Below are 26,732 nucleotides of genomic sequence, written 5' to 3' on the forward strand. Positions count from 1 at the left end.
TGAAAGAAATTGGAGATTCGTTTTCAAACAGATGTCGGCAAACGTCGCAACACAAACCAAGATTTTGCAGCAACCTATGTAAATAAAGCCAATGTGACATTGGCCTTGCTTGCCGATGGCATGGGGGGCCACCGGGCCGGAGATGTCGCTAGCCGTCAAGCAGTCAGTGAGATCGGCACCGCTTGGGAACGGACAGAGCTGACAGACAGTGAAAAAACTGCCCAATGGCTGATCCAAAAAATCCAAGCAGAAAGCCAAGTGATTTTCCAAAAAGGACAAGAACAAGAAGAACTTAGCGGCATGGGCACCACGATCATTGCTGTGGCCTTATTAGGCGACCAGTTTACGATTGCCAATGTCGGGGACAGCCGTGCCTATCTTTTACGCAATCAAGTGCTGACCCAAATCACAGAGGACCATTCACTGGTCAATGAATTGGTGAAGTCAGGACAAATCACAGCAGAAATGGCCTTGAATCATCCTCGCAAAAACGTTTTGACCCGCTCGATCGGCATGCCAAGCGAAGTCGAAGTCGATGTGGCGATCCACTTTATTGCAGACGGGGATTATTTGCTGCTGTGTTCAGACGGATTGACCAACATGGTCTCAGATGAAGAGATCACAGCAACGATCCAAGAAACCCCTGTGCTGGAAGAAGCAGTGCAATCATTGATCGATCAAGCCAACGAACGCGGCGGTGTCGACAATATCACGGTATTATTGATTAAAGTTGGAGGAGAGCGCCCATGATCGAAATTGGGAAGAAGATAAACGGCCGATACAAAATCATCGGCAATATCGGCAGCGGCGGAATGGCAAATGTGTTTTTGGCGCATGACTTGATCTTAGACCGTGAAGTGGCAATCAAAGTGCTTCGTTTTGACTTCCAAAACGACCAAAGTGCGATTCGGCGCTTTCAACGAGAAGCATTGGCGGCGACTGAGCTGGTTCATCCCAACATCGTAACCGTTTATGATGTCGGCGAAGAAGACGGCATGCAGTTTTTGGTGATGGAATACGTCAAAGGGATGGATCTCAAGCGCTATATCCAAACGCACTATCCAGTACCTTATTTGCAGATCGTTGATATCATACAACAAATCTTATCAGCGGTAGCGCTGGCCCATCAACACCGCATCATTCACCGGGACCTCAAGCCCCAGAATGTGCTGATCAATGAAGACGGCGTGGTGAAAATCACCGATTTTGGGATCGCGATCGCCCTATCAGAAACATCGATCACCCAAACTAACTCGATGCTAGGCTCGGTGCATTATCTTTCACCAGAACAAGCACGAGGCAGTATGGCGACCAATCAATCAGATATTTATGCGATTGGGATCATTCTCTATGAAATTTTAACCGGCAAAGTACCTTTTGATGGCGAATCAGCCGTAACGATCGCCTTGAAACATTTCCAAGATGAGATCCCTTCGATTCGGATCTATGACAAAAATGTTCCGCAATCGCTGGAAAACGTCGTATTGAAGGCGACCGCCAAAGAACCGGCGGATCGGTACAAAACTGCCGATGAAATGCGAGCGGATCTTGATACTGTATTGTCACCTGATCGACTCAATGAACCGAGATGGGAACCTCATGCCCTGATGGATGAAACGAGAGTGCTGACCCCTGTAGAAGCAGCCCAAGTTGAAACGCCGCCAGTGGAAGAACCCGTGGCAGAAACGGCTGCGGATCAAGCCGAAGAATCAGCGAAACCAAAAAAGAAAAAACGCAAACGCTGGCTGCTGCTGCCGGTCATTATGGTGATCGCACTGCTAGGCATAGGCAGTTACTTCCTATTCGGCGGTGGTCGGGGGGATGTAGCGATTCCTGAAGTCAACGGCCAGACAGAAGCGGCCGCCCGGGCCGAACTGGAAGCCGCTGGCTTACAAGTGGCAGACGAGGTAGAAGAAATCGAAGACGATGAAGTCGAAGCAGGCAATGTCGTCAAGACCGATCCGCCAGAAGGCAATGAAGTCAAAAAGAATTCCGTCGTGACCCTCTACATCAGTAGCGGAACCAAGAAAATCACCCTTGATGACTATGAAGGTCGCTCCTTTGATGATGTCAAAAAAGAGTTGATCGATTTGGGCTTTGATGAAGACAGAATCAAAGAAGAGCTAGAGTCGTCAGATGATGTCGATGAAGGGGATATTATCAGTCAATCACCAGCAGCAGGGCGGGAAGTTTCCCCAGCAGAAGACGAAATCACCTTTAAGGTCAGCTCCGGACCAGATAGCTTCGCAATGGACAACTATTATGGCATGACAGAGGCAGATGCACGAGCAGCATTGACTTCTCGTGGTGTCGACCGATCACAGATCGAAGTGAACTATCAATCTAGCAGTCAACCATCAGGCACGATCATCGCCCAAGCACCCGCAACAGGTGAAACGGTGGTGACTTCCCAAACGACCATCACTTTGACGGTCAGCAGTGGGCAGGAAATGGTCAATGTACCAAGAATCGTTGGGAAAAGCCAAGCCGATGCAGAAGCAGACTTGAATGAAGCGGGATTGGACTCGACTTTTGAGGAAGAGGACGGCTATAATGACTCGGTACCAGCTGGACATGTTGTCCGTGTCTCTCCAGGTGCTGGAACCTCCGTCGAAGTTGGCTCTACTGTAACGGTCACGATCTCTAGAGGACCTGAACCAGATGATTCGTCCTCATCGACGCCAAGCAGTAGTTCAGATGATTCCTCTGATTCAAGCGCTACGAGTGAAAGTAGCTCAGAAAGTGATTAGAAACTAGCTAAAACCAAATACTTTAACCAAGCAGCCTTCGGGGACCAAAGAATTCTCTTTTTGTTCCCCGTCCAGCTGCTTGTTTTTGTTTCTAAACCTTATAGTGAGGCACAGGTGTCTTTAAAATTTCCTTTAGTCCTGCCATTTGTGCAAGCGTACATCTTTCCAAGGATTCAAAAATTGGGTATAATGAAGGTCAGAATTAGTCAAGGGAGGGAATGAATTGAGTCATCACAATACTTCCGATTTGATTGAAGCATATTTGAAGAAAATTCTTGAAGATAGTGAAACCATTGAGATTCGTCGCGCGGAAATGGCAAATTTGTTCAACTGCGTGCCCTCACAAATAAACTACGTGATCAATACCCGCTTCACCGTTCAAAGAGGCTATGCGGTTGAAAGCAAACGCGGCGGGGGCGGCTATATTCGGATCGAAAAAGTCAAAATCACGGACAGCCACCACTACTTAAAAGAAATGAATCAACTATTCGATGAAACCATCTCGGAAAAAGATGCGTATGCAATAATCCAGAAACTTTATGAGGAAGGAATCCTGTCCAAGCGAGAAGGCAACTTATTATTGACCGTCATCGCGAAAGCAGTTCTAGGACGTTCTCCTTATGAAAATAGAACACGAGCTGATTTGCTCCATGCAATTCTAGAACGATTAAGTTACGAAGACAGGAAGTGAAAGAGATGGATGAATTATTCACCCAACGCGCGAAAGCCGTTTTGGCTATCGCCCAAGAAGAAGCAAAATACTTTAAGCACCAAGCGGTAGGTTCTGAACATATTCTATTGGCACTGGTCATTGAACAAAACGGGATCGCCGGCAAAACGTTACGGGAAATGAATATCACAGAAAACGATATTCGTGAAGAAATCGAACATTTAACAGGGTACGGCACCGTTCGTCAATACCCAGAAAATGCCTATCTCGCGTATTCACCACGAGCAAAACATACATTTGCTTATGCAGGGGATGAAGCCAAACGCTTAGGGGCACCACAAATCGGTACCGAACATCTATTATTAGGCTTATTAAGAGACGAAGACATTTTGGCTTCACGGATCATGCTGAATCTCGGCTTGAGTCTCGCGAAAATGCGTCAGCTTTTGAAGAAAAAAATGGGCTTCAATGAAAGCAAAACGAACGGAAGTGCTGGTCGTCGTCGTCCAGCCCAAGCCAAAGCGCAGCAAGGAACACCAACCTTGGATTCCTTAGCCCGTGATTTGACCAAATTAGCCCGTGAAAAACGGTTGGATCCTGTTGTCGGTCGTGCCAAAGAAGTCAAACGCCTGATCCAGATCCTTAGCCGTCGGACCAAAAACAACCCTGTTCTCGTGGGGGAACCTGGTGTTGGGAAAACCGCGATCGCCGAAGGCTTAGCCCAAAAAATCATCAATGGGGAAGTCCCAGAAGACATGCAAAACAAGCGTTTGATGATGCTGGACATGGGGGCTTTAGTTGCCGGAACGAAATACCGGGGCGAATTTGAAGACCGAATGAAAAAAATCATTGATGAGATCTATCAAGATGGTCAAATCATCTTATTCATTGATGAATTGCATACACTGATTGGGGCCGGCGGAGCAGAAGGGGCGATTGATGCCTCGAATATTCTGAAACCAGCCTTAGCCCGTGGGGAATTGCAAACCATCGGTGCCACAACACTAGATGAGTACCAAAAATACATTGAAAAAGATTCTGCGTTAGAACGCCGTTTTGCCCGGGTGCAAGTCGACGAACCGACACCAGAAGAAGCGGAAGAAATTTTACGGGGCTTGCGTCCTCGTTATGAAGAACATCATGGGGTGGAAATTTCTGATGATGCGTTACACGCCGCTGTGCAACTGTCCGTGCGTTACATCAATTCGCGCCAATTACCAGATAAAGCCATCGATTTGATGGATGAATCAGCTGCCAAAGTGCGTTTAGACAAAACCGATGAAAGTTCAGAATTGGCAGATCTGCAAAACGAGATCGCCAACTTGATCGAAGAAAAAGAAGCCGCTATTCGTCAGCAAGATTTTGAAGCAGCAGCTCGTTTACGGATCAAGGAAAAAAAATTGACCCAACAGCTGACGGAAGTAGCGTTTATGGAAGTCAAAGAAGCATCAGGCTATGCCGATAGTGTTACTGCAGAAGATGTTGCTACGGTCGTTTCCCAATGGACCGGCGTACCTTTGCAGCAGATGGAGAAAAAAGAAAGCGAACGCTTGTTGGATCTTGAAAAGATCTTGCATCAACGGGTAGTTGGCCAAGAAGAAGCAGTCAAGGCAGTCGCTCGTTCGATCCGCCGCGCCCGCAGTGGGTTGAAAGATCCGAACCGACCAATTGGTTCCTTCATGTTCTTAGGCCCGACCGGTGTCGGGAAAACCGAGCTTGCCAAAGCCTTAGCAGAAGCGATGTTTGGTAGTGAAGATGCCTTGGTTCGTGTCGATATGTCCGAATTTATGGAAAAATACAGCACGAGCCGTTTGATCGGTTCACCGCCAGGCTATGTCGGCTACGATGAAGGTGGGCAATTGACGGAAAAAATCCGTTCAAAACCATACTCCGTCATCTTATTGGACGAGGTGGAAAAAGCCCATCCCGATGTCTTCAATATCCTCTTGCAAGTGCTGGATGATGGCCATTTGACGGATGCCAAAGGTCGGAAGGTCGATTTCCGCAACACGATTTTGATCATGACCTCTAATATCGGTGCCCAACAAATCCGCGAAGAAAAAAGCGTTGGTTTCAATGTCACTGATTTAACGAAAGATCACCAAGCGATGCAAAAACGGATCTTAGAAGAGCTGAAAAAAGCCTTCCGTCCAGAGTTCTTGAACCGTGTGGATGAAACAGTGGTCTTCCAATCCTTAGGTGAAGGGGAGATCCACGAGATCGTGAAGATCATGAGCAAAGCGATCATCAAACGATTAGGCAACCAAGACATCCAATTGAAGATCACGCCATCTGCCATTGATGTGATCGGTAAAGCTGGTTTTGATCCAGAATATGGGGCACGGCCGATTCGTCGGGCCTTGCAAAAAGAAGTCGAAGACCGTTTAAGTGAAGCACTCCTATCAGGACAAATTCATTTAGGTGACAAAGTAACGATCGGTGCTTCCAAAGGATCGATCACCCTCAATGTCAAAGAGGGACAAGCACGGGTCTTGCAACAAGTTTAAGTCGAGCCAATAACGGCAGTGGCGTTTCTATGGTCGAGCAATCGGCATCCATAGGAACGCCGCTTTTTTGTCTTGTTATGTCTAGTAGTGATCAAGAAGTCTCCACTGATTATGATTGATGATTCACAAAAAAATATCCTTCTAAATAGCTTTATGACAACGGTTGATTAATGATCAAAGCGCTATTCGTGAAAAAAAGAGTAACGAGACCTCTTGGAAAGAATCCTGCTGTGTGATACTATGAATGAGTTGAAAAAAGGAGGAGTATTATGGTTGAGATTATCGCCACGGTGGAATCGATCGAGCAAGCACAGCAGCTGATCCCTTATGTTGATACATTGTTTTTTGGAGAAGAGACATTTGGGCTGCGCCTACCGGCCTCTTTTTCTCGTGAAGAGCAAATCAGACTGATCGACATGGCCCACGAAGCTGGAAAGAAAGTGACGATCGCGGTCAATGGCATCATGCACCCAGAAAAAATGAATCTGATTCCAGAATACCTAGCATTTCTGAAGACCAATCAAGCCGATCAAATCGCTCTCGGAGATCCTGGGATCATTTACCGCATGAAGCAAAATCCAGAATGTGCCTTGCCATTTATCTATGCAGGGGAAACCTTAGTAACAAGCGCTCGTCAAATCAATTTTTGGGGACAAAAAGGGGCAAGGGCAGCCGTTTTAGCGCGAGAAGTTCCTTTCGAGGAAATGAAAATCATGGCCCCGCAACTAAATATTCCTGTGGAAGTATTGGTTTATGGTGCGACCTGCATTCACCAATCGAAGCGTCCGCTTTTACAAAATTATTATAACTATACCCAACAATCGGAAGAAAAGAACCACGATCGTGGGTTGTTTTTATCCGAACCGAAAAAAGAAGAAACCCACTATTCCATTTATGAAGATAGCCACGGTACGCACATTTTTGCCAATAACGACATTAATTTGCTGCTGCAGCTGGCGGAATTAGCCGAAACAGGCTTTCAAACCTGGAAGTTGGACGGAATCTATACACGAGGGGCAGCCTTTGTGGCAATTGCTAAACTGTTTGCCCAAGCCAAGACCCTTGTAGAAAGTGGGGAGTGGCAAGCAGAGCAAGCTGCTGTGCTCAGTGAACAAGTTGCCCAACTTCATCCGGCAGAACGTGGGTTAGACACTGGATTTTATGCCATCGATCCTGACGATATCAAGTAAGGAGCAAGAACAAATGACCGTTAAACAAGCATTGAAACGACCAGAAGTGTTAGCACCAGCTGGTACGTTAGAAAAATTAAAAACAGCGATCCACTATGGCGCTGACGCTGTCTATATCGGCGGCAATGCCTATGGCCTACGGAGTCGCGCGGGAAACTTTACCTATGAAGAAATGGCGGAAGGGGTAGCTTTTGCCAAAGCCCACAACGCAAAAGTCTATGTAGCAGCCAACATGGTGACTCATGAGGGCAATCAAGAAGGTGCAGGGGAGTTCTTTCGGGAATTGCGAGATGTCGGTATTTCGGCCGTGATTGTTTCTGATCCAGCTTTGATCCAGATCTGCGCAACAGAAGCGCCGGGTCTACCGATCCATTTGTCCACCCAAGCCAGTGCCACGAACTATGAAACGTTGGAATTTTGGCGAGAAGAAGGCCTAGAACGGGTCGTCCTCGCTCGGGAAGTGTCGATGGAGGAAGTCGCTGAGATCCGCAAAAATACCAGCGTGGAGATCGAAGCCTTTATTCATGGCGCCATGTGTATTTCGTATTCTGGCCGTTGTACTTTGTCCAATCATATGTCGATGCGAGACGCTAATCGCGGCGGCTGTTCGCAATCTTGCCGTTGGAAATATGATCTGTTTGACATGCCCTTTGCAACGGAACGAAACAGTTTGACCAAGAATGGGACAGTGGAAGAAGAATTCTCCATGAGTGCTGTGGATATGTCGATGATTGAACATATCCCTGATCTGATTGAAAACGGCGTGGATAGTTTCAAAATCGAAGGCCGCATGAAATCGATCCACTATGTTTCAACCGTGGCGAACGTTTATAAAGCAGCCGTGGACAGTTACATGGCCGATCCAGAGAACTATGTCTGCAAACAAGAATGGATCGATGAACTGTGGAAAGTTGCGCAGCGCGAGCTTGCGTCAGGCTTTTACTATGATACCCCGAGTGAAAATGAGCAGTTGTTTGGTCCACGTCGGAAAATTCCACAATACAAGTTTATTGGGGAAGTCATGGCATATGATCCGGCAACGAAAACAGCTACGATCCGGCAACGGAACCACTTTTCCGTCGGCGATGAAATCGAATTTTACGGTCCCGGATTCCATCACTTTCACCAAACCGTCGAAGTCATGTATAATGAAGACGGTGAATCCATCGATCGTGCACCAAATCCTATGATGCTGCTGACGATGCCGGTCAAAGAACCGGTGGAAGTCGGAGACATGATTCGGAAGAAAAAATAAGGTCGAGAGTCTCTCTCGGCTTTTTTTGTTGAATCAATCCAGCCAAAAAGGATCGATGAGAACATAGACAATCTTAAGGAGGAAACAACAAATATGGAAACATACGACTACATAGTAATTGGCGGCGGCAGCGGCGGGATCGCCTCAGCCAATCGAGCAGGAATGCACGGTGCCAAAGTATTATTGATCGAAGGCAATGAATTAGGCGGCACCTGTGTCAATGTCGGCTGTGTGCCGAAAAAAGTCATGTGGCAAGCCAGTGAGATGTTAGAAATGATCAAGCGGGACGCAACTAGCTACGGTATTTATCCACATGTGGATAAATTTAATTTCACTGAGCTTGTGGATAACCGTGAAAAATACATTGATTTTTTACACACAGCCTATCAAAAAGGTTTAGATAGCAATAATGTAGAAGTTATCCACGGTTATGCACAGTTTGTGGATAACCACACGGTCACCGTCAATGGGGAAAACTACCATGCAGCAAACATCTTGATTGCCACCGGTGGAAAACCTAGCGCTATGAATATTCCTGGTGGTGAGTACGCCATTGACTCGAATGGTTTTTTTGCGTTGCGAGAAGCACCAAAGCGTATGGTCGTCTTAGGGGCAGGCTACATCGCAGCCGAAATCAGCGGGGTCAGCCAACAGCTGGGCAGCCAAGTGGCTTGGGCGTACCGCAAAGAGCGGCCATTACGAACCTTTGACAAGATGCTTGCGGATAATCTTGTGGAGATGTACCAAGAATCAGGGATCGAAACTTATGCAGGCTACGTTGCCTCTCGTATCATTAAAGAAGGTGACGAGTATATCGTTCACTTTGAAAATGGTGAAACCTTGACCGGCGATTGCGTCCTTTTTGCTGGTGGTCGCGTGCCGAATACGGATAAGTTAGGCCTAGAAAACACCGATGTCCAATTGGATGAAAAAGGGTTTATCATTGTGGACAAATATCAAACTACTACGGCTGACACGATTTTTGCAGTGGGTGATGTCATTGGAAAATTAGATTTAACCCCGGTTGCGATCGCCGCCGGTCGTCGCTTGTCTGAGCGCTTGTTCAACGGTCAAAGCGGTGCGTACTTGGATTATCACTTAGTACCGACGGTCATCTTTACGCATCCACCGATTGCCACGATTGGTTTATCCGAAGAAGCAGCCTTGGCAAAATATGGCCAAGAGCAGATAAAGGTGTATCGTTCGCGCTTTACACCGATGTACTTTGCTTTAAATGAGTATCGCCAAAAATGTGAGATGAAATTGGTGTGCTTAGGAGAAGAAGAAAAAATCATCGGTCTGCACGGCATCGGGATCGGTGTCGATGAAATGTTGCAAGGCTTCGCTGTAGCCATCAAAATGGGTGCTACGAAAGCAGACTTTGATCAAACCGTTGCCATTCATCCGACGGGGTCAGAAGAATTTGTGACGATGCGTTAAAAGAAAAAAAGCCTCAACGGACAGATGATTTGTCCGTTGAGGCTTTTTTTGCGTATAAAATTCTAGCTATCAACTAAAAAGTCCCCAAAAGTAGATCAGAAATCGAACCTTGGGGGCTTATTTCAGTATGATCCCAGCTGCTGGGTTTATCCTAGATCCTTGATCAGTTCTGACGCCCAAGGATCTGAGCCGTGATCTGATAAAGATATGTTTTGGTTTCATCTTTGGTCTCAGGCAATTTCTGGATCGCTTGCAAAGCTTTTTTCGTGTAGTCGGCAGCGAGTTTCTTGGCTTCGTCAATCCCGTCGCTTTCTTGGACGATCCGATAGACTTCATGGGTATCCGCCTCAGTCATGGCAGCTTGTTTTTCCAGCAGTGGCAACAGTTGTTGGCGGTCATTTTTCAATGCCATCAACAGCGGCAAAGAATAGACGCCTTGCCGAACATCTTCCAATACTGGTTTTCCTAAGGCAGTCGCATCTTGACTGTAATCCAAGACGTCATCCATGATTTGAAAGGCAAGGCCAATGGCTTCGCCGATCTCACGGGCTTGATTTGCAAAGCGCAAGGAGGTGCCGCTTTCGTAAGCCCCGATAAAGCAGCTTAAGGCAAACAATTCAGCGGTTTTGCCGCGAATGTTTTCTAAGTAATCCTCGACGGTGACGGACAAATCGTATCGTTTGCTCATTTGCCCTAATTCGCCGGCGAGGATTTTTTCCATACTACGGGAATTCATTTGCAAGCTTTTCATGGAGCTAGCATAATCCGCCATCAATTTGAAGCAGCAGACGAAGAGGTAATCACCAGCATAGACAGCGACATCGTTGCCAAATTCGGAACGAATGGTCGGCAGCTTGCGGCGGGTGTCCGCATGATCGACGATATCGTCGTGGATCAGCGAAGCAGTGTGGAGCATCTCAATCGAAGCCGCCAATGCGACGGCTTTTTCGCGATCTTTGTCGCTGCCATAAGCAGAAAAGAGCAGCTGATAAGCAGGACGCAGCAGTTTTCCACCTGAATGGATCATGGACAGGATCGCTTGTTCGACCTCTTTGTTTTTTAGTTTTAATGATTTTTCCATCAATTGCAAGGAGGCAGATAAGTCAGCTTGCAATGCTGGATACTCTTGCCACATGGAATGAAGTTTCATAATTAACTCCTTTATTCTGAATCCGAGCGCCATTTGACTTTGGTCTGGCGTTCATAATCAATTTGAAAACGGCGCAGTGTTTCAACACGACGTAGCAAGTAGTTGGCGGCGATCCCGATAGCGATCCCGGACAAGATCCCAAAGAAAGACAGGACCGGCAAGTAGAGCATCACGCTCCAGGATTGAGCGATCCATGAGGCAGTAATCAACTGTCCGACGTTGTGTAAGAAACCGCCAGCCGCACTAATGCCGATGATACTGACACGCTTAGGCCCCAACTGTTTCACCAAAGACATCCCAAAGTAGCTCAGTAAGGAACCACTCATACTATATAAGAAGGTTGAAACCGTTCCTCCTAGTAACGTCGTTAAAATCAGTCTTAGCCAAATCAAGAGAAAGCTGTCTTTTTTCGGCATGGTGAACAATGCAATAATGGTAATTAAATTTGCCAAACCTAGTTTCGCACCAGGCGCAAAGGCAAATGGATAAGGGATCATATTTTCAACTAAACCAATCACGACCCCTTGGGCGACCAGCAGTGAGATGAAAATTATTCGTTGTAATCGACTCATAAGCAAACGATCAATAGATTAGATCGTCGGTCTCACTCCCATCTGCGGCTTGGATTTCGATCACCAATTTATGAGGTAGACAGACGATGGTTTCCCCATTTTTACTGGCCCAGCCACGGCGCACACAAATCTGGTCGCCGCAATCAGCTTCCTTGATTCGGATCCGATCGCCTTCGATCTCCAGTAAATTGGTATCCCCGTCTTCATCTTCATAAAGATAGGTGTACGTTTTTTGACCTTCAACTAAGTCAAAACGTTTGATTTCTGTCCCATCGACCCGCAAGACGGCTTCTTTGTCCGCTGTTTGCGTCTGGCCAAAAATAAAAATCGGTAAAAAAGAGCTGAGGATCAAAACAAGTATGATGACGCCATCCCATGGTTTTAAATGGGCATCGCGGATAAATTCTTTTAGTTTCATCAAAAAAGACTCCTGTTCTTTCATGTGATGTGTCTCATTCTAGCATAAGAAGACAAGATTCTACTAGCTGAATCCTCAATAATCCACCGATTTCTGTGCAAGGACGATCAAGAAAAAGTTCTGTACTTGGAAAGAGACCAAGACACTGATTGAAAATCAGAATGTCTTAGTCTCATGAAGTCGTACAGGTATTCTATTTTGCTGGCTTATTTATTGCCATATAAGGAGCGAGGGGTACCGTACCACCATTTTCCAAGGGTACGTTGCAACCATGGGATTACCCAACGATCTAAACCGACTGCGCGTCCTGAACCGTTCATCAAGGCAAACGCAACTGGAATGAACCAGATGTTTACCCAGTAGAACATACCAGACATACAGAAAGTCAACACTAAAACGATGGTCGTTGCATTCACTAACCAAGTGAAGAGACCAGCCATCAATGCAAGAGCTAAAGCAATTTCAAAGAAGACCATGAATTTTTGGAAGAACATTGCAACGTCATTGTTTGGCATAATAAATTGCATAACTTTTGTGAACCAGTCAGGTGATTTTTCGATCACGATCATTGGTTGTTCACCGTAAGCATAGCTCAAACCAAAGTGTGCGGCTTGTGTCGCTGCATCGGCTGCTTCGCCGGCGCCACTAGCGGCACTTGCTGCATCGGCTGCTTCACTAGCACCACTGGCTGCATCAGCGACTGTTTGATATTCCCAAGTCCAAGGGAATACGCTGTTGCCTTGGAACCAAGAACCTTCACCGAACCAAGTACCAGGTTTGAAGACTTCCCCATTCGTACCTAAAATTTTCTTGAAGGCTTCAACGAACCAGACAAGACCATAGAAAATACGAAGCGGAACACTCCACAAGACGTTACCGTAACGAGACGTGTGACCACGGGCTACTGTCCGGTCATCTTTGATGTGGAAGATTTCATGCATCAAGTATTGGAACATGTAGTAACCAGAACGAATATCAAAGAAGTATTTCAAGTTAACGATGTGTTTCATAATGATCGCTAAGAAACCGCTCAGGTGAATCTTATTGAATAAGTTCGCCACGCCCCATTTGGCACCGATCGAAACCATAAATCCTTGGTAGTTTCCTTTGAATTTATGTTTTTCGCCGCCTTTGATGGCTGAAACGATGTTCGTTGCTGCAGTGTGACCTGTTTGTTCAGCTGCTTGCACGATTTGTGGTGTTGGTGTATTCGGGAATTCTTCGAAGTAAACCAAGTCACCAATAATATAGATGTTTTTGTCTTCGTAGCCTTTTGCTTCCATGAACTCATTGGCAACTAGACGGAATCCACGAGCGGTTTCTAAACCGAAATCAGCAGCATCACTAGTTCCTTTGACACCGGCAGTCCAGATCAATGTGTGGGTTGGGATCGTTGAACCATCTTTTAGTTTGATGTGGTCAGGTGCCACTTCAACGATTGGTGCATTCAAGACAAGATCAACATTGTTTTTCTTCAAGTAGCGTTCTGCTTTGGCTGCATCGTTACGATCAAGCATGTTCAAGATCGTTGGCATTGCTTCAACGACTTTCAAGCTGATTTCACTTGGGTCCAATTTATAATCGGAAGCTAAACGATCTTTCCAATCGATCAGTTCACCGATCATTTCGATCCCGGTAAATCCAGAACCACAAACGACAAAGGTCAACATTGCTTTGCGTAATGCTGCATCTGGTTCGATCGCTGCTTTTGCGACAGTTTTTTCAATGTGTTCGCGAATACGGACAGCATCGTCAAATGACCATAAAGTAAAGCCGTTTTCTTTAACGCCAGGTGTACCAAAGTCATTCGGTTCGCCACCCATCCCTAAAATCAAGTAGTCAAATGAATAGCTACCTAATTTTGTTTGGACGGTTTTATTTTCTTTATCGATCCCAGTTACTGTATCGGTTACTAAACGAACATTTTTCTTGCGTGAGAACAAGCGCTGCAAGTCATATTGAATTGCGGTAGGTTCTACACGTCCTCCAGCGACTTCATGCAGTTCAGTCATCATCGTATGATAAGAGTGACGGTCGATCAATGTTATCTCAACATCATTGTCTTTTTTCAATTTCTTTGCCATGTACTTCGTAGCAGAAACGCCTGCATAACCGGCACCGACAACGACAATGTTTTTCTTTGCCATTGCAAATCTCTCCTTAATAAAAATAATCTATGATAATAATTACACAATCGTTCCTATTATATAGACAAATGGTTCATTTGTCTAACGATTCTGATGAAAAAAACGCATATTTCCTGAAATTCGTGAAAACTTGCGAAAATCAAAAAATAAGTCCTTTTTCCGTAAAAAAGCGGAAAGGAAGCGGTTGACATATCGTAAATTTACTTTAAAATGTTAGGTGTATCACAAACTTTTTTGTGGGGAAAATAAACAAGTAAAAGGTGGATAATTATGAAAGCAAAGAAATTGATTGTAGGTATGGCGGTATTTTCATTCTCAGCAATGTTGTTAGGGGGTTGCGGAGCAGATGACAATAACACAGCTTCTTCGTCAACTAGTGAAAGTACATCACAAACTTCTGCAAGCGATTCAGCATCAACAGAAAGCACGGAAGCAACCATTGTTGCGGGCGAGCCAATGCAAGATGGGACGTATCGTTTAGAAGAAAAGAACTATAAAAACGACTACCGTGTCACATTTGAGATCACAGTCAAAGACGGCAAAATCGTTGAATCAAAATATGACAACGTGAATGCTGATGGCGAATCAAAAACAGAAAACACTGAATACAATGAAACGATGAAAGAAAAAGCAGGCATCAGTCCAGAAGAATTTATTCCTAAATTCAATGAAGAATTAGTTGCTGCACAAAGCCCTTCTTCAATCGAAGTAGTTTCTGGCGCGACTCATTCCTTTGATTCCTTCCAAAACTATGCACAACAATTGATCCAAGCGGCGCAAGCAGGCAACACGGATACCATTGAAATCGACAACGGTGCAGACTTGCAAGACGGAACCTATACATTAGAAGAAAAGAACTACTCAAACGGTTACCGCGTGGTCTTCTCAATGACTGTGGCTGACGGCAAAATCGCTGAATCAAACTACGACTACCTAAACGAAGCCGGCGAGTCGAAAAAAGATGATGCAGAATACAATGAAAACATGGAAGCAAAATCTGGTACTGGTCCAGAAGAATTCATTCCAAACTTCAATGAAGCCTTTGTTTCTGCAGTCAATGCCGAAGATGGTTCTGTGGCAGACATGGACGTCGTTTCTGGTGCAACCCACAGCTTCCACAGCTTTGTTATCTATGCACAACAATTGTTGAATGCAGCTGAAAAAGGTGACCAAACAACCATTGAAGTCGATAACTTCGTTACTGAATAATCACAACTTTTTTGAATGAAGAGGACAGCATTCGCTTTGAGTGCTGTCTTTTTTTCGTGGGCAGCAAGGTCATAAAAGCAAGTTCGTGCAAAAGGAAGCAATCTGGCGGGAAGTTTTTTTTAAAAGAACTGTTTTTTACAAAGAAGAAAAAGTTCGATTAAGGATTCCTAAAATACGTTGCGGAATCACGGAATGCCCCTTTTCATTCTGCTAAAAAAAGGCTATTATATGAAGGTTGAAGACAATAGAAAAGAGGAAAATCATGAAAAAGAAAGTAACGTTTTTTCTGATGTTTGTTTTTTTAGGCACAATGTTGGCAGCTTGTGGCAGTAATCAGGAAGCAACGACGCTGCGGGAAGAACCATATTTTCAAGAAGAATTTTTATTAGGCACTTATACTCGAATCCGCATTTATGATGATGGCAAAGAGGACGCTATGAAGCCAGCCTTTGACCGCATCAGAGAATTAGGCGATAAAATCACCATCAACCAAGCAGGATCAGAGATCGATGAAATCAATGCGCAAGCTGGCATCAAACCAGTGAAGGTTTCGGATGATATTTATTATTTGCTAAAAGAAGCTTACGATTACAGTGTGAGATCAGAAGGCGGCTTTAATATGGCCATCGGTGCCATCACCCAATTATGGCGAATCGGCTTTGATGATGCCCGCAAGCCAGAGCAATCTGAGATCGATGAAGCATTGAAACATATCAATTATGAACAAGTCGAGTTTAACGATGAAGATCAAACCGTTTATTTAAAAGACAAGGACATGATCCTTGACCTTGGGGCGATCGCTAAAGGCTATATCACGGACGAAGTCGTTAAAGTGTTGAAGGACAATGGCGTGACTTCCGCGATCGTCGATTTGGGCGGGAATGTCTATGTGTTAGGTCATAGTAACCGTGGCACAGATGAGCCATGGAATGTCGGAATCCAAGACCCGAACAAATCTCGCGGCTCGATTATCGGTAGTATCAAAGAAACCAATAAAACAGTAGTTACTTCAGGGATCTACGAACGCTACTTAGAAGTAGACGGCAAAACGTATCACCATATTTTTGATTCTGAGACTGGCTATCCTTACGATAGCGATGTAGCAAGTGTGACTGTCATCACCGACAAATCCATCGATGGTGACGGGTTGACTACGGTGGCGTTTGATAAAGGGGTCAAAGAAGGCTTGGCTTATATCGAACAGCATACCGAAAAGGGGACCGATGCGATCTTTATCACAAAAGAAGATAAAGTGTATGTAACCGACGGTATCAAAGATACCTTTGAACTTTCAGAGGAATCAGGCTACACGATGGGTGATCGTGCTGATTTAGAATAGGAGGAGTGAAAGATGTCTCTTTCAGTGTTTTTAGAAGTAGTGGAGATCCGTACCAAAGTGGCCAGTGTCTTCCCCTTCATTATGGGTGTGTTGTTCTCGTTGGTGTATTTTCATGAATTTCATCCTTTGAATACCGCAATCTTTTTTCTGGGGATGTTGCTGTTTGATTTGACGACGACGTCCATCAACAATTATATGGATTTCAAAAAAGCCAAATCAGAAACCTACAAATACCAGCACAATGTGATCGGGCGCGAAAACATCTCAGAAGCTACTGTTCGCAATCTGATTTTTGCGATGCTGGCAGGAACCTTGTTAATTGGTCTTTACTTGTCGTTTGTCACTGGCTGGTTGCTGCTAGTGATGGGGTTGGTCGTTTGTTTTATCGGGGTCTTTTATACCTTTGGTCCCATTCCGTTATCGCGGATGCCTTTAGGCGAGGTATTCAGCGGCGTAACGATGGGATTAGGGATTTTTGCCATCACGATCTATATCAATACCATTGATCAAAAAGTTTTTTATCTGGCACTGGATTTTGCGAACGGAACCTTTGGCTTAGTGGGGAACCTCTGGGCCGTTTGTGCCATCGTGTTGGCATCCTTGCCATTGATTTTCACGATTGCTGACATCATGTTAGCCAATAACTTACGGGATCTGGAAGCCGATATCGAAAATCACCGCTACACACTGGTGTACTACATCGGTCGCGAAGCAGGTATCCGTCTGTTTCAAGGAATGATGCTAGCTTCCTACGCCGCTATTTTATTGGGCCTCTTGTTTGGTCTCTTCCAATGGCCGATTTTGCTCGTGTTTCTGACACTGCCGAAAATCCACCAAAATTTGAAAGAGCATCAAGCCAGCCTGCCCCACCCACGTAGTTTCGGCTATTCGATTAAGAACATGATTTTATTCAACAGCAGCTATGCCTTGGGCTTACTTTTGTGCCTGCTGTGGCAATTGCTGTAAAAGAAAAGATCGACCCGCTCTTGAAAGAGCTGGTCGATCTTTTTTTGAGGACCAAAATAACGTAAAAAACTTCAAAAATCATTTGATAAAATAACGATCGTAATGCTTATTATGAAAAGATTAGGCTTGCTTTCTCTGCGTTCCTGATCGCAGCAATAAAGTTGGTGATGGTGGCTAATCCCGATAGAAAGGGGTGCTACCTAGGTTGCTTTTTGCTTAAACCCTCGGAATAAGCAGGTCAGCTTATGGAGCATTTGTGCTTGCGCTTGCTTTAACTGATTGCCTACGAAAGCAGCGAATCAGCAAGCTGGTTTGCGGTTTTTTCGCAGCATCAATACCGTTCCAAACTGATTTCTCCAGAAGAAAGCACCTTGCGCTCCGTCGCTGTTTCCACCACTAATTCACCGGTGTTGGTAATGTCTTTGGCGATCCCTTCATAGGTTACACCTTGTTGCGTAAATTGAACGGTGCGGCCCAAAACGAAGGATTTCTGCCGATAGCGGGCCATATAATTCATGTCAGGCAGTTGCGCTAACAATTGGAAGAACCGACGCCAAATTTCTTGGATCAACGCGGCCCGAGAAAAGGTTGGATACTCTTCACCAGGAAAGAGTGAGGTCGCTTTTTCCCGAATCTCTGCTGGAAACTGCTGTTGCGGAATTGAAAAACTGATGCCGATACCAATCACAACCGAAGTAATACGGCCTGTCTCAAAGTCACTGGTTGCTTCAGACAAAATACCGCAGATTTTTTTTCCATCTAAGTACAGATCGTTGACCCACTTAATGGCCGTTTCCTTCATTAGAAGGGCATCGATGGCTTCGGCAACTGCTACCGCCGCCAGAACAGTATATTGCGGCAATTCTTGAAACGCTTGGTTTGGTTTTAAAAGCAAGCTCATATAGATCCCTTGTTTTTTCGGTGAGAAAAACGGTCGTTCGAAGCGGCCATGACCGCCTGTTTGCGTTTCGGTCAAAAAAAGGGCGGGGGTTGCCAGTCCACTATCCAAAGCGGCAATCTTGGCTTCTTTCATGGTGGATTCAACAGCTTCCATGATTTGAATCGTGGGAATCATCGGCAAGGCTGCCGCAAGTGCTGCTTGATCGTAGCGATCATCCGAGACAAAGCGATAGCCGTTGGCCAAGTGTTCGAAATGATAGCCTTCTTTCTCGAGTTCTTTAATGGCTTTCCAGACTGCGGTACGAGAGATCGACAAAGCTTGGGCCAGTTTCTCTCCAGATAGCACAGTATCTTCTTTTTGTAATAAGGTCAGTATTTTTTCTTTTGTCGTCATAAGGATATCCTTCCTAATGTTTCACGTGTAACGTTTTCGTTAGCATAGCAAGAAATCGGCAAAAAGCAAAGTAGTTTCTTACGAAAAACAGTCCACACCAGCCTTGTTTTTTTCTTTAGAAAATCTTAGGAAATGGGTGCACCAGAAAAGCATTGTAACTTCCAATGAAAGCTTGACAGAGAAGTGCTTCATCTGTATAATAAGGAGTTGCAAAAACTATCTGAACGAAAAAAGCAGAAACGAAATATTGTCCGTTTCGGCTTAGGAATAAGGAAACAAAAGTAGAAAATGCCCAATGCATCCGTTCTATTTTTGGTTTTTTTTTGCCTAAAAGCCGCAAAAAATGCTTTCTGTAACCTATATTTAATATTTGTTACAGTTTTGTAAATAATCGGATAGCCTTTTTGAAAGACTTTATGAAGAGGTGAAGAGCTTGGCTGGACACGTAGTAAAATACGGAAAGCATCGCGAACGTAGAAGTTTCGCACGGATCAGTGAAGTATTAGAATTACCGAATTTGATTGAAATTCAAACCGACTCTTACCAATGGTTCCTAGATGAGGGCCTCAGAGAAATGTTTGAAGATATTTTGCCAATCGAAGGATTCAACGGTAACTTGTCCCTAGAATTTGTGGATTATGAATTGAAAGAACCAAAGTATACAGTAGAAGAAGCCCGTGCCCATGATGCAAACTATTCGGCACCATTACATGTTACTTTGCGTTTGACGAACCGTGAAACCGGGGAAATCAAATCCCAAGAAGTATTCTTTGGTGATTTCCCATTAATGACTGAACAAGGAACCTTTATCATCAACGGGGCAGAACGGGTTATCGTTTCTCAGTTGGTCCGCTCTCCGGGTGTATATTTCCATGGCAAAGTCGATAAAAACGGCAAAGAAGGCTTTGGTTCAACTGTTATCCCTAACCGCGGTGCGTGGTTAGAAATGGAAACTGATGCCAAAGATATCTCATACGTACGGATTGACCGTACCCGTAAAATTCCTTTGACGGTCTTAGTCCGTGCCCTAGGGTTTGGTTCTGATGACACGATCTTTGAAATTTTCGGCGACAGTGAATCATTACGTAACACGATCGAAAAAGACTTGCATAAAAACGCAAGCGATTCTCGTACCGAAGAAGGATTGAAAGATGTTTACGAACGTCTTCGTCCAGGCGAGCCAAAAACAGCAGACAGCTCACGCAGCTTGCTGAACGCACGTTTCTTCGATCCAAAACGTTACGACTTAGCAAATGTTGGTCGCTACAAAGTAAACAAAAAATTAGACTTGAAAACACGTCTATTGAACTTGACCTTAGCAGAAACCTTGGTTGACCCTGAAACAGGCGAGATCATTGTTGAAAAAGGCACTGTTTTGACTCACCAAGTCATGGAAACACTAGGTGCATTTATCGATAATGGCCTAAACAGTGTAACGTACTATCCATCAGAAGATGGGGTCGTTACCGAACCAATGACGGTCCAAGTCATCAAAGTCTTTTCACCAAAAGATCCAGAACAAGAAGTCAACGTGATCGGTAATGGCTATCCAGATACTGCGACACGTACCGTTCGTCCAGCAGACATCATTGCTTCAATGAGCTACTTCTTCAACTTGATGGAAGGCATCGGCAATGTCGATGACATCGACCACTTAGGAAACCGTCGGATTCGTTCTGTTGGTGAATTATTGCAAAATCAATTCCGGATCGGGCTTGCTCGGATGGAACGTGTCGTTCGTGAACGGATGTCGATCCAAGACACCGAAACCTTGACACCGCAACAATTGATCAATATTCGTCCGGTTGTCGCAAGTATCAAAGAATTCTTTGGTTCTTCTCAGTTGTCACAGTTCATGGACCAAACAAACCCACTGGGTGAGTTGACCCATAAACGTCGTCTATCTGCCTTAGGACCTGGTGGTTTGACGCGTGATCGTGCTGGCTATGAAGTCCGAGACGTTCACTATTCCCACTATGGCCGTATGTGTCCGATCGAAACGCCTGAGGGACCAAACATCGGGTTGATCAACAGCTTGGCCTCTTATGCCAAAGTCAACAAGTATGGCTTCATTGAAACACCATACCGTCGAGTTGACCGTGAAACAGGCCGTGTTACAGACAAGATCGATTACTTGACTGCCGATACCGAAGACCACTACGTTGTGGCCCAAGCAAACAGCTTGTTAAATGAAGACGGCTCTTTCGTAAACGACGTTGTTATGGCGCGTGCTACTTCTGAAAACTTGGAAGTATCGATCGATAAAGTCGACTACATGGACGTATCACCAAAACAAGTAGTCGCGGTCGCAACCGCATGTATTCCTTTCTTGGAAAACGATGACTCCAACCGTGCCTTGATGGGTGCCAACATGCAGCGGCAAGCTGTACCATTGATCAATCCGAAAGCACCTTGGGTTGGTACTGGTATGGAATACAAATCAGCACATGACTCAGGAGCTGCTTTGTTATGTAAACATGATGGGATCGTAGAATACGTGGATGCAGCCGAAGTGCGCGTTCGTCGTGACAATGGCGCATTAGACGTTTATTCTGTTACCAAATTCCGTCGTTCAAACTCAGGAACCAGCTACAACCAACGTCCATTAGTGGCACTTGGTGAAAAAGTGGAAAAAGGCGACATCTTAGCAGATGGCCCATCTATGGAACAAGGTGAAATGGCATTAGGACAAAACGTCTTAGTCGCATTCATGACTTGGGAAGGGTACAACTATGAAGATGCCATCATCATGAGCCGTCGTTTGGTGAAAGATGATGTTTACACTTCTGTCCATATTGAAGAATATGAATCAGAAGCCCGCGACACAAAATTAGGACCTGAAGAAATCACTCGCGAAATCCCGAACGTTGGGGAAGACGCGTTGAAAGACCTAGACGAAATGGGCATTATCCGCATTGGTGCGGAAGTCAAAGATGGCGATCTGCTTGTTGGGAAAGTCACTCCAAAAGGGGTAACGGAACTTTCAGCAGAAGAGCGTCTGTTGCACGCAATCTTTGGTGAAAAAGCCCGTGAAGTGCGTGACACATCTCTACGCGTGCCTCACGGCGGCGGCGGAATCGTCCACGATGTCAAAATCTTTACCCGCGAAGCTGGCGATGAATTGTCACCAGGTGTGAACATGCTGGTTCGCGTTTATATCGTTCAAAAACGGAAAATCCATGAAGGGGATAAAATGGCCGGACGTCACGGAAACAAAGGGGTCGTTTCTCGCATTATGCCAGAAGAAGACATGCCTTTCTTACCAGATGGCACACCAGTCGATATCATGCTGAACCCATTAGGGGTACCTTCTCGGATGAACATTGGACAAGTATTAGAGTTACACTTAGGAATGGCTGCGCGTCAATTAGGCATTCACGTGGCAACACCAGTCTTTGATGGTGCCAGCGATGAAGATGTTTGGGCAACGGTTGCTGAAGCAGGAATGGCCAGCGATGCCAAAACAGTGCTTTACGACGGACGTACCGGCGAACCATTTGATGGCCGCATCTCCGTTGGTGTCATGTACATGATCAAATTGGCCCACATGGTCGATGATAAATTGCATGCCCGTTCCATTGGACCTTACTCATTGGTTACGCAACAACCATTGGGAGGAAAAGCCCAATTTGGTGGACAACGTTTCGGAGAGATGGAAGTTTGGGCACTGGAAGCATACGGTGCTGCTTACACCTTACAAGAAATCTTGACCTACAAATCAGATGACGTGGTTGGTCGTGTGAAAACATACGAAGCGATCGTCAAAGGGGAACCAATTCCAAAACCAGGTGTACCAGAATCATTCCGCGTATTAGTAAAAGAATTGCAATCACTGGGTCTAGACATGCGTGTCCTAGATATCGATGATGCAGAGATCGAACTGCGTGATATGGATGATGACGATGATGATTTGATCACCGTTGATGCCTTAACAAAATTTGCGGAGCAACAAACAGCCCGTGAATTAGAACAAAAAGCACAAACAGAAGCTAAAAATGCCGCCGACGCGTTGAACCAACAAATCGAGACAGCAGAAGATCGCTTGCAATAATAGACGGCCCTCGCTATTTCCGCCACTAGCGGAAATAGCCCCCGTTCTATCGGATATGTCCATGAAATGAAATGGAGGGAACCTTTTTTGATCGATGTAAATAAATTCGAAAGTATGCAAATCGGTTTGGCTTCTCCTGAAAAAATCAGAAGCTGGTCTTATGGTGAAGTAAAAAAACCAGAAACCATTAACTACCGTACGTTAAAACCTGAACGCGAAGGGTTGTTTGACGAGCGTATTTTCGGTCCAACCAAAGACTGGGAATGTGCTTGCGGCAAATACAAACGGATCCGCTATAAAGGCATCGTTTGTGACCGTTGCGGCGTGGAAGTAACACGTTCAAAAGTGCGTCGTGAACGCATGGGACACATTGAACTAGCAGCACCAGTATCACACATTTGGTACTTCAAAGGCATTCCTTCACGGATGGGTCTTGTCTTAGACATGAGCCCACGTGCATTGGAAGAAATCATCTACTTTGCTTCATACGTAGTGATTGAACCAGGAAACACCAGTCTTGAGAAAAAACAACTATTGACTGAACGGGAATACCGTGAAAAACGTGACCAATACGGTCAAGAATTTTCAGCAGCAATGGGTGCCGAAGCCATCAAACAATTATTAGATGGCGTTGATCTTGAAGGCGAAGTTGCTGAATTAAAAGAAGAATTGAAAAACGCGACTGGTCAAAAACGGACCCGTGCGATCCGCCGTTTGGACATCTTAGAAGCATTCCGTGCTTCAGGAAACAAACCAAGCTGGATGGTCATGGACGTTATCCCAGTTATCCCGCCTGATTTGCGTCCAATGGTGCAATTAGAAGGTGGACGTTTTGCCACAAGTGACTTGAACGACTTGTATCGTCGTGTAATCAACCGTAACAACCGTTTGAAACGCTTGTTAGATTTGAATGCACCAAACATCATCGTTCAAAATGAAAAACGGATGCTACAAGAAGCAGTCGATGCCTTGATCGATAACGGTCGTCGCGGCCGTCCAGTTGCAGGGCCAGGGAACCGCCCATTGAAATCTCTTTCTCACATGTTGAAAGGGAAACAAGGTCGTTTCCGTCAAAACTTGCTAGGAAAACGGGTCGACTACTCAGGTCGTTCAGTTATCGTCGTGGGTCCATTCCTTAAAATGTACCAATGTGGTCTGCCAAAAGAAATGGCGATCGAATTATTCAAACCATTCGTGATGCGGGAACTTGTTTCTCGTGAAATCGCGTCAAACATCAAAAATGCCAAACGCAAAATCGAACGTCAAGAAGACGAAGTTTGGGATGTCTTAGAAGATGTTATCAGAGAACATCCAGTGCTATTGAACCGGGCACCTACGCTTCACAGATTAGGTATCCAAGCATTTGAACCAGTCTTAGTTGAAGGCCGTGCCATTCGTTTGCACCCACTTGTTTGTGAAGCCTACAATGCCGATTTCGATGGAGACCAAATGGCCGTTCACGTACCATTGAACGAAGAAGCGCAAGCAGAAGCACGTATGCTGATGTTAGCAGCCCAAAACATTTTGAATCCAAAAGACGGAAAACCAGTTGTAACACCATCTCAGGATATGGTCCTAGGGAACTACTACTTGACGATGGAAGAAGAAGGCCGTGAAGGGGAAGGCATGATCTTCCGTGACATGGACGAAGCAGTTACGGCATGGCGCAATGGCTACGTTCATTTACACACACGGATCGCCATAAATCCAAACACTTTAGGGGACAAACCATTCACGTCTGAACAAAAACAACGCTTGATGGTAACAACGGTGGGTAAAGTGATCTTTAACTCGATCATGCCACCAGAATTCCCATTCTTGAACGAACCAACAGACTACAACTTGACGGTTCAAACACCAGACAAGTACTTTATTGAAGCTGGTACAGATGTGCCTGCCTTCATCAAAGAACAAGAGCTTGTTGGCCCATTCAAGAAGAAAAACTTAGGAAACATCATTTCAGAAGTCTTCAAACGTTTCCGCATCACTGAAACGTCACGCATGCTTGACCGCATGAAAGACTTAGGATACAGCCATTCAACAATGGCGGGTATCACCGTTGGTATCGCTGATATCATGAACTTGCACGAAAAACATGAAATCATCGACAATGCCCACAAACAAGTTGAAACGATCACGAAACAATTCCGTCGTGGATTGATTACCGATGACGAGCGTTATGAACGAGTTATTGGTGTTTGGAATGCAGCCAAAGATGAAATTCAGTTAAAACTGATGGAATCATTGGAAGCGAAAAACCCAATCTTCATGATGTCTGATTCCGGTGCCCGTGGTAACATCTCCAACTTTACTCAGCTTGCTGGGATGCGTGGATTGATGGCCGCGCCTAACGGACGAATCATGGAGTTGCCGATCATCTCAAACTTCCGTGAAGGTCTGTCTGTCTTGGAAATGTTTATCTCGACCCATGGTGCCCGTAAAGGGATGACCGATACCGCCTTGAAAACAGCCGATTCCGGTTACTTGACACGTCGTCTCGTTGACGTTGCCCAAGATGTCATCATCCGTGAAGACGATTGTGGTACTGACCGTGGTTTAGACATTCAAGCAATTCGCGAAGGAAACGAAATCATCGAATCCTTAGAAGAACGTTTGATTGGACGTTACACACGTAAATCAGTGATCCATCCTGAAACTGGCGAAGTCCTTCTAGGGGTCAATGAATTGATCACTGAAGATTTAGCTAAAGCCATCGTGGACGCTGGCATCGAAACAGTATCCATTCGCTCTGTCTTTACATGTAACACCAAACATGGTGTATGTAAACATTGTTATGGCCGCAACTTAGCTACTGGTTCTGAAGTTGAAGTTGGGGAAGCAGTCGGTACCATCGCTGCCCAATCAATCGGTGAACCTGGTACTCAGTTGACCATGCGTACCTTCCATACCGGCGGGGTTGCCGGAGACGATATCACGCAAGGTCTCCCTCGTGTCCAAGAAATCTTTGAAGCCCGTAATCCGAAAGGACAAGCGGTCATTACCGAAGTTACCGGAGAAGTCATCGATATCTCAGAAGACCCTTCAACTCGGACCAAAGAAGTGACCATCAAAGGGGAAACCGATACGCGTACGTATACCGTTCCTTATACTGCCCGGATGAAAGTAGCAGAAGGCGACTTTATCCATCGTGGTGCGCCATTGACGGAAGGATCGATCGATCCAAAACAACTGTTACAAGTTCGCGATGTCTTGTCTGTTGAAAACTACCTATTACGAGAAGTTCAACGCGTTTACCGGATGCAAGGGGTAGAAATCGGCGACAAACATATCGAAGTAATGGTTCGTCAAATGCTGCGTAAAGTCCGCGTCATGGATCCAGGTGATTCAGGCATCTTGCCAGGAACATTGTTGGATATCGCCGACTTTAAAGACCGCAACTACGACACATTGGTAGCCGGTGGCGTTCCTGCAACTAGCCGTCCAGTCCTACTAGGGATCACGAAAGCATCCTTGGAAACCAACAGCTTCTTGTCTGCTGCGTCCTTCCAAGAAACCACTCGTGTGTTGACCGATGCAGCGATTCGCGGCAAGAAAGATCCACTTCTTGGATTGAAAGAAAATGTTATCATCGGTAAGATCATCCCAGCTGGTACTGGTATGCCTCGTTACCGTGAAATGGAACCAAAAGAAGTAACAGTTGCCAGCGAAAATGTCTACAGCATCTCAGACATCGAAGCACAAATGGCTGCTGAAGACGCATTGAATAGCCAAAACTAATCAATGCCCAGCACCTGATTGACTCAGTGTGACGGA

Annotated in this window: 17 protein-coding genes; 12 read left to right on the forward strand and 5 right to left on the reverse strand. The window is 45.3% G+C overall.

Going from position 1 to position 26,732, the window contains the following annotated elements; translation table 11 throughout:
* The first annotated feature begins 9 nt into the window (after positions 1-9).
* From IGI89_RS05380 to gor, 7 genes are all read left to right on the forward strand, one after another.
* Entirely contained in the window at positions 10-750 is a 741-nt protein-coding gene (locus IGI89_RS05380; RefSeq protein WP_438735400.1) for a Stp1/IreP family PP2C-type Ser/Thr phosphatase, read from the forward strand.
* Complete coding sequence (gene pknB, locus IGI89_RS05385; protein ID WP_005232981.1) at positions 747-2,750, forward strand: Stk1 family PASTA domain-containing Ser/Thr kinase; 2,004 nt, start codon at positions 747-749, stop codon at positions 2,748-2,750. Before IGI89_RS05380 ends, pknB begins: the two co-directional genes overlap by 4 nt.
* A 223-nt stretch (positions 2,751-2,973) precedes the next feature.
* Positions 2,974-3,441 (forward strand): CtsR family transcriptional regulator, encoded by a 468-nt coding sequence (locus tag IGI89_RS05390; protein ID WP_005230319.1) that lies wholly within the window; start codon positions 2,974-2,976, stop codon positions 3,439-3,441.
* A gap of 5 nt (positions 3,442-3,446) precedes the next feature.
* Positions 3,447-5,927: an ATP-dependent Clp protease ATP-binding subunit gene (locus IGI89_RS05395; RefSeq protein WP_008381720.1), complete on the forward strand. Its 2,481-nt coding sequence runs from the start codon at positions 3,447-3,449 to the stop codon at positions 5,925-5,927.
* A 269-nt stretch (positions 5,928-6,196) separates the two neighbouring features.
* Positions 6,197-7,117, forward strand: a complete 921-nt coding sequence (locus IGI89_RS05400; protein ID WP_438735401.1) for a peptidase U32 family protein — start codon at positions 6,197-6,199, stop codon at positions 7,115-7,117.
* A 13-nt stretch (positions 7,118-7,130) separates the two neighbouring features.
* Positions 7,131-8,372 carry a peptidase U32 family protein gene (locus IGI89_RS05405; protein WP_008381725.1) on the forward strand — a complete coding sequence of 414 codons (1,242 nt, stop codon included), beginning with the start codon at positions 7,131-7,133 and terminating at the stop codon, positions 8,370-8,372.
* A gap of 93 nt (positions 8,373-8,465) precedes the next feature.
* Entirely contained in the window at positions 8,466-9,812 is a 1,347-nt protein-coding gene (gene gor / locus IGI89_RS05410) for a glutathione-disulfide reductase (RefSeq protein ID WP_016621111.1), read from the forward strand.
* A 163-nt stretch (positions 9,813-9,975) separates the two neighbouring features.
* Here the strand turns inward: gor and IGI89_RS05415 are convergent, their stop codons facing one another.
* The 4 genes from IGI89_RS05415 to IGI89_RS05430 form a co-directional block, all read right to left on the reverse strand.
* Positions 9,976-10,962, reverse strand: a complete 987-nt coding sequence (locus tag IGI89_RS05415) for a polyprenyl synthetase family protein (protein WP_438735402.1) — start codon at positions 10,960-10,962, stop codon at positions 9,976-9,978.
* An 11-nt stretch (positions 10,963-10,973) separates the two neighbouring features.
* Entirely contained in the window at positions 10,974-11,534 is a 561-nt protein-coding gene (locus tag IGI89_RS05420; protein ID WP_005232987.1) for a Gx transporter family protein, read from the reverse strand.
* A gap of 10 nt (positions 11,535-11,544) precedes the next feature.
* Positions 11,545-11,952, reverse strand: a complete 408-nt coding sequence (locus tag IGI89_RS05425; protein ID WP_010748871.1) for a NusG domain II-containing protein — start codon at positions 11,950-11,952, stop codon at positions 11,545-11,547.
* A gap of 206 nt (positions 11,953-12,158) precedes the next feature.
* Positions 12,159-14,099, reverse strand: a complete 1,941-nt coding sequence (locus tag IGI89_RS05430; RefSeq protein WP_016612065.1) for an NAD(P)/FAD-dependent oxidoreductase — start codon at positions 14,097-14,099, stop codon at positions 12,159-12,161.
* Positions 14,100-14,369: 270 nt separating this feature from the next.
* Here IGI89_RS05430 and pplA point away from each other — a divergent pair, with 270 nt between their 5' ends.
* From pplA to menA, 3 genes are all read left to right on the forward strand, one after another.
* The gene (gene pplA / locus IGI89_RS05435) at positions 14,370-15,308 is read left to right on the forward strand and encodes an extracellular electron transfer flavoprotein PplA (protein WP_429966499.1); all 939 of its coding nucleotides are present in this window, start codon (positions 14,370-14,372) and stop codon (positions 15,306-15,308) included.
* Positions 15,309-15,570: 262 nt separating this feature from the next.
* Complete coding sequence (locus IGI89_RS05440; protein WP_438735403.1) at positions 15,571-16,647, forward strand: FAD:protein FMN transferase; 1,077 nt, start codon at positions 15,571-15,573, stop codon at positions 16,645-16,647.
* A 12-nt stretch (positions 16,648-16,659) separates the two neighbouring features.
* On the forward strand, positions 16,660-17,613 hold the full coding sequence (gene menA, locus IGI89_RS05445; RefSeq protein ID WP_196044257.1) for a 1,4-dihydroxy-2-naphthoate polyprenyltransferase: 954 nt from the start codon (positions 16,660-16,662) through the stop codon (positions 17,611-17,613).
* Between the two features lie 331 nt (positions 17,614-17,944).
* Here the strand turns inward: menA and IGI89_RS05450 are convergent, their stop codons facing one another.
* Positions 17,945-18,907 (reverse strand): biotin--[acetyl-CoA-carboxylase] ligase, encoded by a 963-nt coding sequence (locus IGI89_RS05450; protein WP_438735404.1) that lies wholly within the window; start codon positions 18,905-18,907, stop codon positions 17,945-17,947.
* 433 nt (positions 18,908-19,340) lie between these two features.
* On the opposite strand from IGI89_RS05450, the gene rpoB reads away from it, so the two are divergent.
* Both rpoB and rpoC read left to right on the forward strand, forming a co-directional pair.
* On the forward strand, positions 19,341-22,958 hold the full coding sequence (gene rpoB / locus IGI89_RS05455) for a DNA-directed RNA polymerase subunit beta (protein WP_008381746.1): 3,618 nt from the start codon (positions 19,341-19,343) through the stop codon (positions 22,956-22,958).
* Positions 22,959-23,045: 87 nt separating this feature from the next.
* Positions 23,046-26,696, forward strand: coding sequence for a DNA-directed RNA polymerase subunit beta' (gene rpoC / locus IGI89_RS05460; RefSeq protein WP_034871965.1), 3,651 nt, complete (start codon positions 23,046-23,048; stop codon positions 26,694-26,696).
* Positions 26,697-26,732: the final 36 nt, after the last annotated feature.

This window comes from Enterococcus sp. AZ141, assembly GCF_051714385.1.
GTDB lineage: Bacteria > Bacillota > Bacilli > Lactobacillales > Enterococcaceae > Enterococcus_D > Enterococcus_D entomosocium.

Coding starts and splice junctions, on each gene's coding strand:
- IGI89_RS05430 (WP_016612065.1), bottom strand. CDS start 14,099: ATGGCAAAGAAAAACATTGTCGTTGTCGGTGCCGGTTATGCAGGCGTT.
- IGI89_RS05395 (WP_008381720.1), top strand. CDS start 3,447: ATGGATGAATTATTCACCCAACGCGCGAAAGCCGTTTTGGCTATCGCC.
- IGI89_RS05440 (WP_438735403.1), top strand. CDS start 15,571: ATGAAAAAGAAAGTAACGTTTTTTCTGATGTTTGTTTTTTTAGGCACA.
- IGI89_RS05405 (WP_008381725.1), top strand. CDS start 7,131: ATGACCGTTAAACAAGCATTGAAACGACCAGAAGTGTTAGCACCAGCT.
- gor (WP_016621111.1), top strand. CDS start 8,466: ATGGAAACATACGACTACATAGTAATTGGCGGCGGCAGCGGCGGGATC.
- IGI89_RS05415 (WP_438735402.1), bottom strand. CDS start 10,962: ATGAAACTTCATTCCATGTGGCAAGAGTATCCAGCATTGCAAGCTGAC.
- pplA (WP_429966499.1), top strand. CDS start 14,370: ATGAAAGCAAAGAAATTGATTGTAGGTATGGCGGTATTTTCATTCTCA.
- pknB (WP_005232981.1), top strand. CDS start 747: ATGATCGAAATTGGGAAGAAGATAAACGGCCGATACAAAATCATCGGC.
- IGI89_RS05420 (WP_005232987.1), bottom strand. CDS start 11,534: ATGAGTCGATTACAACGAATAATTTTCATCTCACTGCTGGTCGCCCAA.
- IGI89_RS05400 (WP_438735401.1), top strand. CDS start 6,197: ATGGTTGAGATTATCGCCACGGTGGAATCGATCGAGCAAGCACAGCAG.
- menA (WP_196044257.1), top strand. CDS start 16,660: ATGTCTCTTTCAGTGTTTTTAGAAGTAGTGGAGATCCGTACCAAAGTG.
- IGI89_RS05450 (WP_438735404.1), bottom strand. CDS start 18,907: ATGACGACAAAAGAAAAAATACTGACCTTATTACAAAAAGAAGATACT.
- IGI89_RS05425 (WP_010748871.1), bottom strand. CDS start 11,952: ATGAAACTAAAAGAATTTATCCGCGATGCCCATTTAAAACCATGGGAT.